The organism is Curtobacterium oceanosedimentum, assembly GCF_040545555.1.
Taxonomy (GTDB): Bacteria; Actinomycetota; Actinomycetes; order Actinomycetales; family Microbacteriaceae; genus Curtobacterium.
Genome location: NZ_JBEPMD010000001.1, coordinates 126,416 through 140,663, shown reverse-complemented (window position 1 = coordinate 140,663; position 14,248 = coordinate 126,416). Strand labels below are relative to the sequence as shown.

General features: G+C 73.5%; 14 protein-coding genes. 7 read left to right on the top strand and 7 right to left on the bottom strand.

Going from position 1 to position 14,248, the window contains the following annotated elements; genetic code table 11:
• Positions 1-80 precede the first annotated feature (80 nt).
• From ABIC52_RS00675 to ABIC52_RS00665, 3 genes are read left to right on the top strand one after another with little or no spacing between them, the layout of a single operon-like run.
• Positions 81-1,052 carry a type II CAAX endopeptidase family protein gene (locus ABIC52_RS00675; protein WP_126891798.1) on the top strand — a complete coding sequence of 324 codons (972 nt, stop codon included), beginning with the start codon at positions 81-83 and terminating at the stop codon, positions 1,050-1,052.
• Positions 1,039-2,418 carry a sensor histidine kinase gene (locus tag ABIC52_RS00670; protein WP_126891799.1) on the top strand — a complete coding sequence of 460 codons (1,380 nt, stop codon included), beginning with the start codon at positions 1,039-1,041 and terminating at the stop codon, positions 2,416-2,418. Before ABIC52_RS00675 ends, ABIC52_RS00670 begins: the two co-directional genes overlap by 14 nt.
• Entirely contained in the window at positions 2,415-3,083 is a 669-nt protein-coding gene (locus tag ABIC52_RS00665) for a response regulator (RefSeq protein ID WP_354026374.1), read from the top strand. The genes ABIC52_RS00670 and ABIC52_RS00665 overlap by 4 nt, the downstream gene beginning before the upstream one ends.
• Before the next feature lie 135 nt (positions 3,084-3,218).
• On the opposite strand, the gene ABIC52_RS00660 is transcribed toward ABIC52_RS00665, so the two are convergent.
• The 4 genes from ABIC52_RS00660 to ABIC52_RS00645 form a co-directional block, all read right to left on the bottom strand.
• Positions 3,219-4,034, bottom strand: a complete 816-nt coding sequence (locus ABIC52_RS00660) for an ornithine carbamoyltransferase (protein WP_354026373.1) — start codon at positions 4,032-4,034, stop codon at positions 3,219-3,221.
• Between the two features lie 20 nt (positions 4,035-4,054).
• Positions 4,055-4,756 carry an HAD family hydrolase gene (locus ABIC52_RS00655; protein ID WP_354026372.1) on the bottom strand — a complete coding sequence of 234 codons (702 nt, stop codon included), beginning with the start codon at positions 4,754-4,756 and terminating at the stop codon, positions 4,055-4,057.
• Positions 4,753-5,349, bottom strand: a complete 597-nt coding sequence (locus ABIC52_RS00650) for an NAD(P)H-dependent oxidoreductase (RefSeq protein ID WP_209677348.1) — start codon at positions 5,347-5,349, stop codon at positions 4,753-4,755. Before ABIC52_RS00650 ends, ABIC52_RS00655 begins: the two co-directional genes overlap by 4 nt.
• A 99-nt stretch (positions 5,350-5,448) precedes the next feature.
• Positions 5,449-6,312 (bottom strand): 3-hydroxyacyl-CoA dehydrogenase family protein, encoded by an 864-nt coding sequence (locus tag ABIC52_RS00645; RefSeq protein ID WP_250367231.1) that lies wholly within the window; start codon positions 6,310-6,312, stop codon positions 5,449-5,451.
• A 79-nt stretch (positions 6,313-6,391) separates the two neighbouring features.
• On the opposite strand from ABIC52_RS00645, the gene ABIC52_RS00640 reads away from it, so the two are divergent.
• The 3 genes from ABIC52_RS00640 to ABIC52_RS00630 are packed head-to-tail and all read left to right on the top strand — an operon-like array spanning position 6,392 to position 9,485.
• Positions 6,392-7,144, top strand: coding sequence for an acetoacetate decarboxylase (locus ABIC52_RS00640; protein ID WP_209677353.1), 753 nt, complete (start codon positions 6,392-6,394; stop codon positions 7,142-7,144).
• A gap of 9 nt (positions 7,145-7,153) precedes the next feature.
• On the top strand, positions 7,154-7,765 hold the full coding sequence (locus ABIC52_RS00635) for a TetR/AcrR family transcriptional regulator (RefSeq protein WP_209677355.1): 612 nt from the start codon (positions 7,154-7,156) through the stop codon (positions 7,763-7,765).
• Between the two features lie 55 nt (positions 7,766-7,820).
• Positions 7,821-9,485 carry an ABC-F family ATP-binding cassette domain-containing protein gene (locus ABIC52_RS00630; RefSeq protein ID WP_209823511.1) on the top strand — a complete coding sequence of 555 codons (1,665 nt, stop codon included), beginning with the start codon at positions 7,821-7,823 and terminating at the stop codon, positions 9,483-9,485.
• Between the two features lie 83 nt (positions 9,486-9,568).
• On the opposite strand, the gene ABIC52_RS00625 is transcribed toward ABIC52_RS00630, so the two are convergent.
• Positions 9,569-10,885, bottom strand: coding sequence for a cytochrome P450 (locus ABIC52_RS00625; RefSeq protein WP_354026371.1), 1,317 nt, complete (start codon positions 10,883-10,885; stop codon positions 9,569-9,571).
• Between the two features lie 73 nt (positions 10,886-10,958).
• On the opposite strand from ABIC52_RS00625, the gene ABIC52_RS00620 reads away from it, so the two are divergent.
• Complete coding sequence (locus ABIC52_RS00620) at positions 10,959-11,876, top strand: L,D-transpeptidase (RefSeq protein ID WP_354026370.1); 918 nt, start codon at positions 10,959-10,961, stop codon at positions 11,874-11,876.
• A gap of 6 nt (positions 11,877-11,882) precedes the next feature.
• Here ABIC52_RS00620 and ABIC52_RS00615 read toward each other — a convergent pair whose 3' ends face one another.
• Positions 11,883-12,401, bottom strand: coding sequence for a gluconokinase (locus tag ABIC52_RS00615; RefSeq protein WP_354026369.1), 519 nt, complete (start codon positions 12,399-12,401; stop codon positions 11,883-11,885).
• Positions 12,401-13,966 carry a GntP family permease gene (locus tag ABIC52_RS00610; RefSeq protein WP_238638187.1) on the bottom strand — a complete coding sequence of 522 codons (1,566 nt, stop codon included), beginning with the start codon at positions 13,964-13,966 and terminating at the stop codon, positions 12,401-12,403. Before ABIC52_RS00610 ends, ABIC52_RS00615 begins: the two co-directional genes overlap by 1 nt.
• Positions 13,967-14,248 lie beyond the last annotated feature (282 nt).

Below are 14,248 nucleotides of genomic sequence, written 5' to 3'. Positions count from 1 at the left end.
TTGCATCCTTCGGTGGAACTCCCGGTGGTGCGTCCCTCCGCCGGTCGTCCCGGGGAGCAGACGTTCCTAGCGTCGGTGTCATGACGAACACGACCGAAGTCCGGCCCGGTGCCGGCACCGCTGCCCCCCGTGCGACGGGGGTCCGGGGCGTGGTGTCCCGGCACCCGCTCGCCTCCTTCGCCACCCTCGCCCTCGGCCTGAGCTGGCTCGCGTGGATCCCGTACATCCTGAGCCCGCACGGCCTGGGTCTCTGGGACCTGCACTTCCCGGAGTTCCTCGGCACGGCCCAGTTCACCGGGGTCCTGCCCGGCGCGCTCCTCGGCCCGCTCGGCGGCGCGTTCGTGGTGACCGCCCTCGCTGACGGCCGTCCGGGGCTGCGCCGCTGGGTCGGACGACTCTGGCGCTGGCGCGTGTCCTGGTACTGGTACGCACTGGCACTGGTCGGCGTCCCGGCGCTCATCGTCCTGACGGGTCTGCCGTTCTCCGGTGGCAACGTGCAGGCACCGACCGCCCTCGCCCTGCTCGCCCTCGTGCCGGGTCTCGTCGTGCAGCTGTTCACCACCGGACTGTCGGAGGAGCCCGGCTGGCGTGACTTCGCCCTGCCCCGGCTGCAGGACCGCTTCGGGCCGCTCGGTGCCGCCGCGGTGCTCGGTCCGCTGTGGGCGCTGTGGCACATGCCGCTCTACCTGTCCGACTGGGGCGGGTGGCCGGACGCGCACTGGTCGGAGCCGGTCGTCTTCGCGCTCTTCACGATCACGTTCAACGTCGTGATGACGTGGGTGTTCAACCGCACCGGCGAGAGCCTGCCGATCGCACTCCTGCTGCACGTCGGGGTGAACAACACCATCTCCACCCTGTGGGCGGACATGTACCCGGGCATGACGGCGGGCACGATGATGCACGGGCTCGCGATCGTCTCGACGGTGGCCGCCGTCGTCCTGCTGGTCGCCACCCGGGGTCGGCTCGGGTACGACCGTCGGCCGGGAGGCACGGATCGCCTCCCCGCGTCGCCCTCCGCCCGCCTCGTAGGATCGGACGATGGCACCCGCTGAAGCGCGTGCGGCTCGCGTCGCCGCCGACCCCCGCTCCGCGCGGGAGGTCGACGGTGGCCGCGGCCTGCGCCGCACCGACGTCCTGGTCGCCGTCGCGACCGCCGTCGTCTCGCTCGGGCTGCTGCTCGGGCTGCCCTTCCTCGACGCCGTCGATCCGGACACGCTCGGACACCCGCTCTCGGCGCCCGAGGTCGGCAGTGCTGACTGGGCGGCGACCGCGCTCGGACTCCTGGTGCAGTCCGCGGTCCTGCTCGCAGCTCGTCGAGCTCCCCGGACGGTCGTGCTCGCGGTCGCTGCCGTCCCCGTCCTCCTCGTCGCCGTCACCTCCGGCGGCGACCTGTTCGGCCTCACCGCGCTCCCCGTCGTGGTGGCGGTGGTCCTCGCCGGCGTGCGGGTACCGCTCACCGTGCTCTGGCCGTCGGTCGTCGGGGCGGCGGCGCTCGTGTCCGCCGGCACCGCGGGCAACTGGATCAGGCTGAACGGCGCGCTGTCCGACCGGTCTCTCGCCGATGCACTCGTCGACGCGCTGCCGCAAGGTGTCACGCAGGCCGTCGGGGCCGTCGGGCTCCCGCTCGTCGTGGCGCTCGTGGTGCGGTCCCGGCGCGAGGTCCGGGCAGCGCGGGACGCCGAGGTCGCCGCACGGACCGCCGAGGCCTCCGCAGCGGTGCGGGAGCAGGACGCCCGGGTCGACGCCGCCGTGTCGCGCGAACGGGCCGCGATGGCCCGGGAGCTGCACGACATCGCAGCGCACCACCTGTCCGGGATCGCGCTCATGTCGGCCGTCATCGACCGGCAGATCGACACCGACCCGACCGCCGCGCACGAGGGTGTCCGCCAGGTGCGGGAGCAGAGCACCGCGGTGCTCGAGGACCTGCGTCGCCTGGTCGGACTGCTGCGGGACGATGCCCCGGCCGAACGCGCCGTCGAGACCGTCGCGGGCATCGTCGACCTGGCCGAGCGTGCCCGGTACCGGTCCGACGTGCGGCTCGAGGTCCTCCGCGGTGCGCACGAGGTCGCCGAGGGCGTCGGACCCCTGGCGCAGCTCGCTGCCTACCGCACCGCGCAGGAGGCACTGGCGAACGCCGCCCTGCACGCCCCGGGTGCCGTCGTCACGGTGACGCTCGACGACCGCGCCGCCGACCACCTGGAGCTCCGCGTGGAGAACACCGCACCCCCGGCACCCGGCACGGCGGACGCCCCGGGCGACCCGACCCCGGGGAGCACGGCAGCAGGCGGGAACGGACTGCGCGGCATGCGCGAGCGGGCGGACCTGGTGGGGGCGAGCCTCCAGACCGGTCCGACGGCGAGCGGTGGCTGGGTCGTGACGTTGCGACTCGGACGTGAGACGCCCGAGGTGGCGCGGTGATCCGGGTGCTGGTGGCGGACGACCAGCCGCTCGTCCGGGCGGGGGTGTCGGCGCTGCTGGCGGCCGAGCCGGACGTCGACGTGGTGGCGGTCGCGGCCGACGGCGGCGAGGCCCTCGCACTGGCACGGAGCACGCGGCCGGACGTGGCGGTGCTCGACATCCGGATGCCGGTCCGGAACGGCATCGAGGTCGCGCGGGAGCTCTGTGCCCCCGACGCCGACCCCGCGGTGCCGGTGTTGGTGCTGACGACCTTCGACCTCGACGACCTGGTGTTCGGGGCGCTCGAGGCGGGGGCGTCGGGGTTCCTGCTCAAGGACGCGGAGCCGGACGCGATCGTCGACGCGGTGCGGCAGGTCGCGGCCGGGAACGGCACGATCGACCAGAGCCTGACGCGGCGGGTGCTGCGGGAGTTCGTCTCACGGCGGAGCCTGCAGCCGGTGACGGGTGACCGGGCGTCCGAGCTGCTGACCGCCCGGGAGCGGGACGTGCTGCTGCTCCTGGCGCAGGGCATGTCGAACGAGGAGATCGCGGCGGAGCTCGTCGTCGAGGTCTCCACCGTGAAGTCGCACCTGGCACGGATGCTGCCGAAGCTCGGGGTGCGCTCGCGCCTGCAGGCCGTCGTCTGGGCGTACCAGAACCGCGTCGTGGCGATCCCCGAGGGCTAATCGGCCGCGAGGGTGGTGCTCGGCCTTTCCGGGCGTACCTGGCGCTTCCGGGCGTACCTGGTCCTCCAGTTCTGCCAGGTACGCCCGGTTCCACCTGGCATCGCACGCGTTCTGGGAAGGAACGGGCGCGCGACGTCAGGTGAGGCAGTGTGCCAGGACCGCCTGCTGGACCGGCAACAGCGCACGTTTCGCCCCGTGTCCCACGAAGGCCGGACTCGCGATCGCGTCCGCGCTGACCTCGCGCCCACGGACGAACGGCGGACACGGAGCGAAGCGCACCCCGTCGGGGGCGAGCGCCAGGACGTCCGCTGTGATCCGGTAGGGCTCGAGGGCAGCGGCGTGGCGACCGGGCCCGTCGGTCACGACGACGTCCGCGTCCGCCATCGCTCCGCCGAGGTCGTCCGTCCACGGCACGTGAGGCGCTGCCAGCCCCTCGGGACAGCACTGGACCAGGTCGAAGCCGAACAGCCGCGACGCCTCGGCCCACGCACGGGCGATGTTGCCGTCGGCGCCCACGAACCGCACCCGGAGCGACCCGACCTCGCGCCCCCGGGTGAGTGCCCACAGGTCCGCGAGCACCTCGCACGGGTGGTTGACGCTCGTCATGGCGTTCACGACGGGCACCGCGTCGGCAGCGGCGAGCGCCTCGAGGACGGGCAGGTCCGGGTGCCGGACGACGAGCACGTCGACGAAGTCCGCGAGGTACCGGGCGACGTCGTCGTGCGCCTCGTCCTTGTCGAGCGACTCCGGCGGGAACACGATCGGCTGGAGTCCGGCGAGCGCCGCACCCCGCTCGAAGGACGCCCTCGTTCGCAGACTCGTCGGCGGGAAGAACACCGCCGCAGCTCCGTCCAGCACCGGACCGGTGCCCTGCTCGTACGCGCGGGCGAGTGCGAACACCGCGTCGGTGTCGTCGGTGGTCCAGTCGTCGAGTCGCAGGAGGTGGCGCACCTCGCCACGCTAGGGGGCCGTCACCGCCGTACCGTGCCCGACTCCCCGCGCAGGACGGAGAGCACGGAGGACCGGACGGCGGCACCGCCGTCACGAGCCGGATCGACCAGGACCGCGCGCATCCCCGCGGCACGTGCCCCGGCGACGTCACGTTCGGGGTCGTCGCCGACCATCAGGCACGCCTCGGTCGGGACGCCGAGGTCGTCCGCGACACGCTCGAACGCGCGTCGGTCCGGCTTGGCGACCCCGATCCCCTCCGACGTGCAGACCACGTCGACGAGGTCTCCGAGGCCGGTCGTGACGAGCTTGTCGCGCTGCTGTTCCTCGGTCCCGTTGGTCAGGACCGCGATCGCTCTGCCGGAGTCCCGGATCTCCTGCAGGAGCGCCGCGCTCCCCGCGAACGGACGCCAGGCGGCCCGGTACGCGACGAGGTAGCGGCCGAACAGTGCGTCGAGCTCGTACGGGTCGTGCCGTGGTCGGAGCCCGGCGAGGGGCAGCACCTCGACGAGCCGGGCCCGACGCTGCTCGGCGAAGTCGACCTCTCCACGTCGCCACCGCTCGAAGTGCCGCTCCTCCGCCTCCGCCCATGCGTCCCGCAGGGCATCGGACGGGCCGACACCGAGCTCGCCGAGGAAGTCGTCGACCGCTCGAGCTGCTGCTCCCGCGTGGTCGAACAGGGTGCCGTCGAGGTCGAAGACCACCGCACGGACGTCGCTGGTCATCCGCGCACCGCGGCGACGACCCGCTCGACCGCGGCCGCCACGGCCCGCTCGCGCACCGCCGGGTCCTCGTGCTCGGACTCGTGCACGAACGCCGTCGCCCCGCGGACCGCGCCGCAGAAGTCCACCACGCCGTGCTCGAGCTGCGTCCGGAGTGCCTGCTCGTACCCGTGCCGCTCGTACACCCCGGCGTCGTCGCCGGCGATCGGCACGAGGTGCACCGTCAGCCGGCCGAGCCGTCGGTCGATGCGCCCGTCCTCGCCGACGCCGAAGGCCCACCCGTTCACGAACACCCGGTCGAGCCAGCCCTTGACGAGCGCCGGCACCGACCACCACCACACCGGGAACACGAGCACGAGGTGGTCCGCTCCGTCGAGGCGCGCCTGTTCGGCCGCGACGTCGGGCGCCGGGTCGGTCCCCGTCCGGTAGGTGTGCCGGTCCGCGGCGGTGAAGCGGGGGTCGAAGCCCTCGGCGGCGAGGTCGGCGACCGTGACGGGGCCCGCGCCGGCGGCGTCGAGCGCCGCCTCGATGCGGTGGGCGACGGCGAGCGTCAGCGAGTCGGGGTCCGGGTGGGCGGTCACGATGAGCGTCGACACGCCTCGATCCTGCCAGCAGCGGGTGCACGGACGCCCCACCGTACGGGAGGCACGGTGCGGGCCGGCACCGTGCCTCCCGTCCGTCGGGTGGTGCCGACGTCAGTCGTCGTAGCGGTAGAAGCCCTGTCCGGTCTTCACGCCCAGGTGGCCGGCGTCGACGTGTTCGCGCAGCAGGCGGCGCGGCCCCTCCGGCAGGTTCGGGTCCTCGGCCGCGTAGTGCTCCTCGATGTCGAGGACCACGTCGAGGCCGACCTGGTCCATCATCCGGAAGGGCCCGGCCGGTGCGCCGCTGTTCACCTGCCACATCGCGTCGACGTCCTCGGGCGTCGAGACACCGTCGGCGACGACCGCGAGCGCCTCGCGCTTGATGGCGGCCCAGATGCGGTTGAAGATGAAGCCGGTCGACTCGCGGCGGGCCAGGAACGGGTGCACGCCGTAGCGGGGCAGCACCTCGAGCAACAGGTCGATCACGGCCGGGTCGGTCTGGCCGTCGCTCATCAGGTCGACGGCGTTCTGCTGCGGGGGCATGTAGAAGTGCACGTTGAGGACGCGCTCGGGGTGCTCGACCTCGTCGATGACCAGACGACTGGCGTACGAGGACGAGTTCGTGGCGAGGATCGTGTCCGCCGCGACCAGGGCGTCGAGCCGTCCGAACAGCGGGGTCTTCAGGTCGAGCCGCTCGGGTACGGCCTCGACGACGAGCCACGCGTCGGCCACCGCGGCCTCGAGGTCCGCCTCGCCGCGGACCGTCCCCGCGGTCGCACCGTCGCGCGCGGCCACGACCCCGGGCAGGGTCTCCTCGACGTACCCGACGGCGGCGGCCCGGACCTCGTCCGACAGGTCGTGGATCCGGACCTCGGCCCCGCCGCTGGCGAACATCAGGGCGATGCGGCGTCCGAGCGTTCCACCGCCGATCACGGTCACGGGGCGGTCGGCGGTGTCTCGGGGCGGCTGGTACGGCACGGGGTCCCTGCTCTCGGTCTGTTTCGGTACACTTCGTACTCGATACAGATCGTATCGGAGTTCTGAAGAGGAGATGCGCATGCGCGCCGACGACGTCCTGCAGCACCTGACCACCCCGCTCGCCGCGCCCGTCTACCCGCTCCGGCCGACCCGGTTCACCGACCGCGAGTACTTCAACGTCGTGTACCGCACCGACCCCGACGCACTGCGGGCCGTGGTCCCGGAACCGCTCGAGGTCACCGAGCCGCTCGTCCGCTTCGAGGTCATGAGGATGGGCGAGGTCGACGGGTACGGCCCGTACGTCGAGTCGGGCCAGGCGATCCAGGTCGAGCACGAGGGCGAGCGCGGCGAGTACCTGCACGCGATGTACCTCGACAACTCGGCCGCGACCCTCGCCGGCCGCGAGCTCAGCGCCTACCCGAAGGTGCTCGGCACCCCGGCGCTCCGCGTCGACCAGGGCGCACTCGTCGGCACCCTCGACCGCGGAACCGAGCGCGTGGCCACCGCCACCATGGCGTACGAGTGGGAGCCGCTCGACCACGACGCCGCCCTGGCCGAGATCACCGTGCCGACCTTCATGGTGAAGCTCGTCCCGGACCTGCGGACCCAGCGCCACCTGGTGGCCGACCTCGTCCGCACCGAGATCACCGACGTGACCGTCAAGCAGGCCTGGACCGGACCCGCCCGGCTGCAGCTGTTCGCGCACGCGCTCGCGCCGATGGCCGACCTGCCGGTGCTCGAGGTCGTCCGGGCGTCGCACGTCCTGACGGACCTGACCCTCGCCCCGGTCCGCACCGTGCACGACTACCTGGCCGACCGGCCCTCGGCCTAGCCTGGAGCCGTGACCGAACCAGCCGCGCCGCGCACCGTCCGACGGCGGAGCAGCACCCGGGCGACGCTCATCGCGGCGGCCGAGGCGATCTTCCAGGAGACCGGGTCGACCTCGGTCAGCGTCGAGGCGATCGTCGCGCGCGCCGGCTACACCCGCGGGGCGTTCTACTCGAACTTCCGGACCGTCGACGAGCTGTTCTTCGCGGTCTACGAGCAGCAGGCCGAGGCCGTCTTCGCCGTGCTCGAACACGAGCTCGGCGCCGCGCTCGACGGGCACCCGACGGTCGATGGTGTCGTGCAGGGCGTCGTGCACGGCCTGCCGCCCGAGGACCGCTGGTACGCGATCCGCTCGGTGCTCACCACGCGGGCCCGACACGACCCCGAGGTGAACGCCCTGCTCCGCGCGCACACCGACCGGTTCCACGCGACGCTCCAGCCACTCCTCGTCGCCGCGCTCGAGCGGGCCGGTCGGGTCCCCACCGTCGACCCGGCGCTCTACACGCGGGCGGTGGTCGCGGCGCACGTCGGCGCGGTGAGCCAGAGCGTGCTGTTCGACGGGACGGACGCGGTGCGGGTCGCGGCGGTCGAGGGGTGCATCCTCGGGCTCACGCGTCCGGCCTGATCGCCGTCCGAGCCGCCCGGCCCGGCCCTCGTCGGAGCCGTGGGACGATTGCCGGATGACCGCCACGCTCGTCGCCAAGGACCTCGCCGGCGGCTACGCCGCCCGCACGCTCTTCGAGGGCCTCGACCTCACCGTGGCCCCGGGCGACGTGATCGGCCTGGTCGGCGTGAACGGTGCGGGCAAGTCGACGTTCCTCCGCCTGCTCGCCGGCGTCGACGAGCCCCTCGCCGGCACGGTGTCGACGAACCCGCCGGACGCCTTCGTCGGCTGGCTCCCCCAGGAGCACGAGCGGATCGCCGGCGAGACCGTCGCCGCGTACGTCGCTCGACGCACTGGCTGCGCGGACGCGACGGCCGACATGGACCGCGCTGCCGAGGCCCTGGGCGACCCGGCCGGCGGTGACGCCGCGGCCGACCGCTACTCCGCCGCGCTCGAGCGCTGGCTGGCGTCCGGTGCCGCCGACCTCGAGGAGCGCCTGCCGGTCGTGCTCGCCGAGCTCGGGCTCGAGACCACCCCGGACGGCTCCGGCGTCGGCCCGGACTCGCTGATGACGGCGCTGTCCGGTGGGCAGACGGCCCGCGTCGGGCTCGCCGCACTGCTGCTGTCCCGCTTCGACGTCGTGCTGCTCGACGAGCCGACGAACGACCTCGACCTGGACGGCCTCGACCGGCTCGAGCAGTTCGTCCGGGGTCTGCGTGGCGGTGCGGTGCTCGTCAGCCACGACCGCGAGTTCCTCGCCCGCTCGGTGACGGCCGTCCTCGAGCTCGACCTGGCGCAGTCGTCGCACCGGCTGTTCGGCGGCGGCTACGAGGCGTACCTCGAGGAACGCGAGATCGCCCGGCAGCACAAGCGCGACGCGTACGACGAGTACGCCGCGACGAAGGCCGACCTGGTCTCCCGCGCGCGGACGCAGCGCGAGTGGTCGAGCCAGGGCGTCCGCAACGCGATGAAGAAGAACCCGGACAACGACAAGATCCGCCGGAAGGCCGCGAGCGAGTCGAGCGAGAAGCAAGCGCAGAAGGTGCGGCAGATGGAGTCGCGCATCGCCCGGCTCGACGAGGTCGAGGAGCCCCGCAAGGAGTGGCAGCTCGCCTTCACCATCGGCAGCGCCCCGCGCTCGTCCGCGGTCGTCGCGACGCTGTCCGACGCCGTGTACGAACAGGGCGACTTCACGCTCGGCCCGGTGTCGCTGCAGGTGTCCGGCGGCGACCGCATCGGCATCACCGGCCCGAACGGCGCCGGCAAGTCGACCCTGCTCCGCGCCCTGCTCGGCCGGACGGAGCCGACGAGCGGGTCGGCGTCGCTCGGCTCCAGCGTCGCGATCGGCGAGGTCGACCAGGCTCGCGCGGCCTTCACGGGCGAGCAGCCCCTCGCCGCGGCGTTCGAGGAGCTCGTCCCCGAGATGACCACGGCCGACGTCCGGACCCTGCTCGCGAAGTTCGGGCTGAAGGCGGACCACGTCGGCCGCCCGTCCGCCGCGCTCTCACCGGGTGAGCGGACCCGTGCCGGGCTCGCGCTGCTGCAGGCCCGCGGGGTGAACGTGCTCGTGCTCGACGAGCCGACGAACCACCTCGACCTCGTGGCGATCGAGCAGCTCGAACAGGCGCTGGAGTCCTACGACGGCACCCTGCTGCTCGTCACGCACGACCGGCGGATGCTCGACACCGTCCGGCTCGACCGCCGCTGGCGGGTCGGGGCGGGTCGCGTCACCGAGGTGTGACGCGAGGAACGGGAGGCACGTGGCGGGCCCGCCACGGGCCTCCCGTCCGTCTCGTGGCCGGGTCGGCCCGGCCTGCAGACCCGTTAGTGCGCCGCCCGGTGGAACGGGCACCCTCCGGACCGCGCGGTGCCCGCGCCGCGTCGCGTCACCCGACCGCCCGAGGCGGGCTTCGTCGGCATCCGCCGCCGGTCGACGTCGAGTCCCTCGTCGAGCACCTCGATCCGCGGGTCGCTCAGCACGGCGACGGCGGTGGCGAGGGCCGCGACGGCGACCTTCTCCCCCGGGCACCGGTGCCCGGTCGCGACGTCCGCTCCGCCGTGCGGCACGAAGGTCGCCACGGCTTCGACGTCGTCCCAGCTGGTGACGTCCAGCCAGCGGGCGGGATCGAACCGGTCGGCGTCCGGCCAGGAGCGGTCATCGGTGTCCGTGCCCAGGATGTCGAGCACCACCCGTCCGCCCGCGCGGAGGCGCTCGCCGTCGAGTTCGACGTCCTCGGTCGCCCACGCCGGGAGCACCGGGACGAAGGGCGCGGTGCGGCGGACCTCCTGCGCGAAGGCGACCGCGACGGGCCCGTCGACGAGCGAGCCGCGGGACAGGGTCTCCTCGGCGATCCGACCACGCCACTCCGACAGGTCGTGGAGCTCCTTCGCGGCGAAGGCGACGAACCGGGCGACGGCGATCGCCGGCCGGATCGAGTTCTGCAGCTCGATGCCCGCCGTCCGCGGCGGGAGCAGGGCGCCCTCCTGGTCGCGGTGCCACGCCCACTCGTGCAGTGCCGTGCCCTCGGCGGGGTGCATCCGTCCGCCGCGGACCGCCTCGACGAGTCGGGCGGCGTGCCGGTCCGACCAGTGCCGGTTCAGGACGGCGAGCAGGTACTCGGGCGAGTACGGCACCCCGAAGCCGTCGACGACCTGCGCGAGCTTCGCCGACCACCGGGTCTTCGCTGCCGGGGTGCCCGGGAGCCCGGCCCACCGCATGACCGCCCGTCCGATCGCGCCGACCGCTGCGTCGTACGCCGACCGCCGGCCGCCGGCGAGCCAGCCGTCGAGCTCGCGTGCCCACTCCTCGGCGAGGAACGGCGTGAGACGTCGGACCTGCTCGTCCTCGTACGCCACGTCGACGAAGGTCGCCTTGCGGTGTCGGTGCTCCGCGCCGTCGAGCGAGTGCACCGACCCCGCACCGAACAGGGTCCGCTGCACCAGGGCGGGCATGGCACCGTGCCGCCTGGTGCGGTCACCGTCGTAGAACAGGTCGACGCCCTCCCTGCCGCGGACGAGCAGCGCCGGCCGACCGAGCAACCGGAACGGCACCGCGCGGGCGCCGGGTGCGGTCTGACGCCACAGGTGGGCGCCGAAGCCGTAGCCGCGGGTGAGGAGTCCGAGGGAGTCGTCGATCGCCATGCCCGCCATGGTGCCAGCGCGTCCCGAGGTGCCCTCACGGCCGGGATCTGGTGGACTGTGCACAGGAGGGGACATGCGACGCAGGACCTGGGGCATCACGATCGCCGCCGTGGCGGCAGCGGCGCTGGCTGCGGTGGGGATCGGCGCGGCCGTGCAGCAGCCCGAGCCGGCGACCACGACCGCCGCGCGGACGACGCCGACACCGGTGCGGACGGCCACGCCGACGCCGGCGCCGACGCTGCCCGCGATCCCGGTGGCTGCGTCCGAGGCGGAGCTCGCCGCACTCCCCCTGGCGTACCACGACGCCGTCGTCCCGGAGCTGCTCGACGGCAGCCACGTACGGCCGGACAACCGGTGGGAGATCGCCACACCGAAGCAGCGCCTCGTCGCGCTCTACGCCGACCCCTCGCCGGACGCCCGCCCGGTCGCCACCCTCGCCTCGACGGTCTCCACGATCGAGACGCCTGCTGCGACCGCGGTGTGGGGCCGGTCGGACGGCGAGGACGGCGGCATGGTCCTCGTCTCCACCCCCGCGCGGAACCGCACGCCCGGCGACGGCGGTGACCCGACCGCGCCGAGCGCGACCTTCGCCTGGGCGCGTGCCGCCGACTTCACCATCGCGGCGTCCGACCGGATGATCCAGGTCGACGTCGCCGCGTCGACGGTGTCCGTCGTGGGGAAGGACGGATCGGTGTCCGCCTCCGAGCCCGCACGGCTCGGGACCCCGGACGACCCGACCCCCACCTCGACCGCGACCTACGTGGAGGCCGCCTACGTCGACGCCCGCGTGACCTACACGCAGGGGAACCCGATCATCCTGACCGGCGCACACTCGTCGCGCATCCCGCAGTACGGCGGGAACGCGGCCCTGACGGCCCTGCACTACTACCCGGACCCGAACGGCAGCTCGCACGGGTGCGTCCGGATCTCCGCGGCGATGACGAAGACCCTGTCCGAGCTGCCGGTCGGGACCGCGATCTGGTTCAGCTGACGGCCGTCAGCGGTCGGCTCCGAGCCCCAGCCGCGCGACGACGTCGGCGCTCTCCTCGTCGGGCGAGCGTTCGGCCGACACGGTCAGGTGTGCCTCGTCGGGCTGCGGCGGCTCGAGCGTCGCCAGCTGCGAGGCGAGCAACGACGTCGGCATGAAGTGTCCCGCCCGGGCGGACATCCGCTGCTCGACGAGCGCGGGGTCCCCGGCGACGTGCACGAACACCACCCCGGGCGCGCGGAGCACGTCCCGGTAGGAGCGCTTCAGTGCCGAGCAGGTGACGACACCGGGGATCCCGTCGGCCTGGTGCGACCGGATCCAGTCGGCGATCGTCCCGAGCCACGGCCAGCGGTCCTCGTCGGTGAGCGGGGTGCCGGCCTCCATCTTCGCGACGTTCGCGGGCGGGTGCATGTCGTCGCCCTCGGCGAACTCCCACCCGAGGCGCTCGGCCACGGTCGCGGCGAGCGTCGACTTGCCGGAGCCCGAGACGCCCATCACCACGAGGACACGCGGAGTGGTGGCCGCCATCAGAAGAACACCCCCGCGATGAGCACGCCGACGAGACCGATCACCGAGATGAGGCACTCGAGCACCGTCCACGTCTTGAACGTCTGCCCGACCGTCGTCCCGAGGTAGCCCTTCACGAGCCAGAAGCCCGCGTCGTTGACGTGCGACAGGAACACCGAGCCGGCGCCGATCGCGAGCACGAGGAGCGAGGTCTCCGGGGTGGACAGGTCGGCGGCGATCGGCGCCATGATGCCGGCCGCCGTGACCGTCGCGACCGTGGCCGAACCGGTGGCGACGCGCACGAGGGCGGACACCACCCAGGCGACGAGCAGCACCGAGATGCCGGACTCCTGCACCGCGTCGGCGATGACCCCGCCGATGCCGGTGTCGATGAGCACCTGCTTGAAGCCACCGCCCGCTCCGACGATGAGCAGCACGCCGGCGACCGGGGGCAGGGCGTCCTCGAGGGACTTCGCGACGGCGCTGCGGTCCATCCCGCCGCCGATCGCGAAGAACACCATGGCGAAGACGGTGGCGATCCCGATCGCGATCATCGGGGTGCCGAGGAAGTCGAGCAGCGACACCCAGCCGCCGGCGGCGTCGGGTGCGACCGCCTCGCGGACCGCCTGGGCGAGCATGAGCACGACCGGCAGCAGGATGCCGACGAGCGCGGTCGTGAACGACGGGCTGCGCGGTTCGCTGATCACGCGGGTGAAGTCGCTCTTGCCGTTCGGCAGGGACGCGGTGTCCTGCGTTGCGGGGCCGCGGCGTGCCTCCCGGCCGGCGTGCGCGGGGTCCGACGGGCCGGAGCCGCCGGACGAGCCGGTGCCGGATCCGCGCGAGCCGAACATGTCCGGCGCCGGGATGTCGACCCAGCGCGCGGCGAAGCGCGCGAACAGGGGGCCGGCCAGGATGATCACCGGGATCGCCAGGACGATGCCGAACGCGAGCGTCGTGCCCAGGTTCGCGCCGACCGTGGAGACCGCGACGAGCGGGCCGGGGTGGGGCGGCACGAAGGCGTGCATGGTGGAGAGGCCGACCAGGGCCGGGACCGCGATCTTCATGATCGGGACATCGCTGCGCTTGGCGACCAGCACGATGATCGGGATGAGGAGCACCAGGCCGACCTCGAAGAACATCGGCAGGCCGATCAGCGCGCCGATGAGCGCCATCGTCCACGGGAGCGCCGCCTTCGACGATCGACGGACCAGGGTGTCGACCACGCGGTCCGCGGCCCCGGAGTCGACCAGCATGCGACCGAACATCGAGCCGAGGCCGACCAGGATGCCGACGCTCGTCATCGTCGCGCCGAAGCCGTTGCCGAAGCTCGTCACCGTCTTGTCGGGAGCGAGCCCCGCGCCGATGCCGACCCCGAGCGCGCCGATCGTCAGCGCGACGAACGGGTGCACCTTGAGCCAGGTGATGAGCACGATGATCACGACGATCCCGAGCAGTGCGGCGACGATCAGCTGCCCGATCGGGCCGGACGGGTCGACCGTCTGAGTCGGGCCGCCCTCGGCTGCCAGGACCGTGAGCCCGTGCAACGCGTCGGCCGGCGCGGTTCCTCCGGTGGGTGCGTGAGGCATCTGTGCCCCTTCCTGGAGCCGCTGCCTCGCGGCTCCGTCGCCTTCGTGTGCGTCCGTGGGTCGTGACGCGCAGGCGGCCGTTCGCGAGCGGCCGCCCGGGCGACTTCTCGACCGCCCAATAATCTGATAAATCAGACTGTACAACGATCTCCCGCGCGGCAGCCACCCTGCGGCGCAGTCTGCCGCTTCGATGGAGACCGCGTCACAGGGACCGCTCCCCGACGCCGGCCGGACCGCAGTGCACGCCCGGTCGAACCCAGATCACGCTCGGCCCGACCCAGC

Coding starts and splice junctions, on each gene's coding strand:
- ABIC52_RS00620 (WP_354026370.1), top strand. CDS start 10,959: ATGCGACGCAGGACCTGGGGCATCACGATCGCCGCCGTGGCGGCAGCG.
- ABIC52_RS00640 (WP_209677353.1), top strand. CDS start 6,392: ATGCGCGCCGACGACGTCCTGCAGCACCTGACCACCCCGCTCGCCGCG.
- ABIC52_RS00675 (WP_126891798.1), top strand. CDS start 81: ATGACGAACACGACCGAAGTCCGGCCCGGTGCCGGCACCGCTGCCCCC.
- ABIC52_RS00615 (WP_354026369.1), bottom strand. CDS start 12,401: ATGGCGGCCACCACTCCGCGTGTCCTCGTGGTGATGGGCGTCTCGGGC.
- ABIC52_RS00610 (WP_238638187.1), bottom strand. CDS start 13,966: ATGCCTCACGCACCCACCGGAGGAACCGCGCCGGCCGACGCGTTGCAC.
- ABIC52_RS00670 (WP_126891799.1), top strand. CDS start 1,039: ATGGCACCCGCTGAAGCGCGTGCGGCTCGCGTCGCCGCCGACCCCCGC.
- ABIC52_RS00625 (WP_354026371.1), bottom strand. CDS start 10,885: ATGGCGATCGACGACTCCCTCGGACTCCTCACCCGCGGCTACGGCTTC.
- ABIC52_RS00655 (WP_354026372.1), bottom strand. CDS start 4,756: ATGACCAGCGACGTCCGTGCGGTGGTCTTCGACCTCGACGGCACCCTG.
- ABIC52_RS00630 (WP_209823511.1), top strand. CDS start 7,821: ATGACCGCCACGCTCGTCGCCAAGGACCTCGCCGGCGGCTACGCCGCC.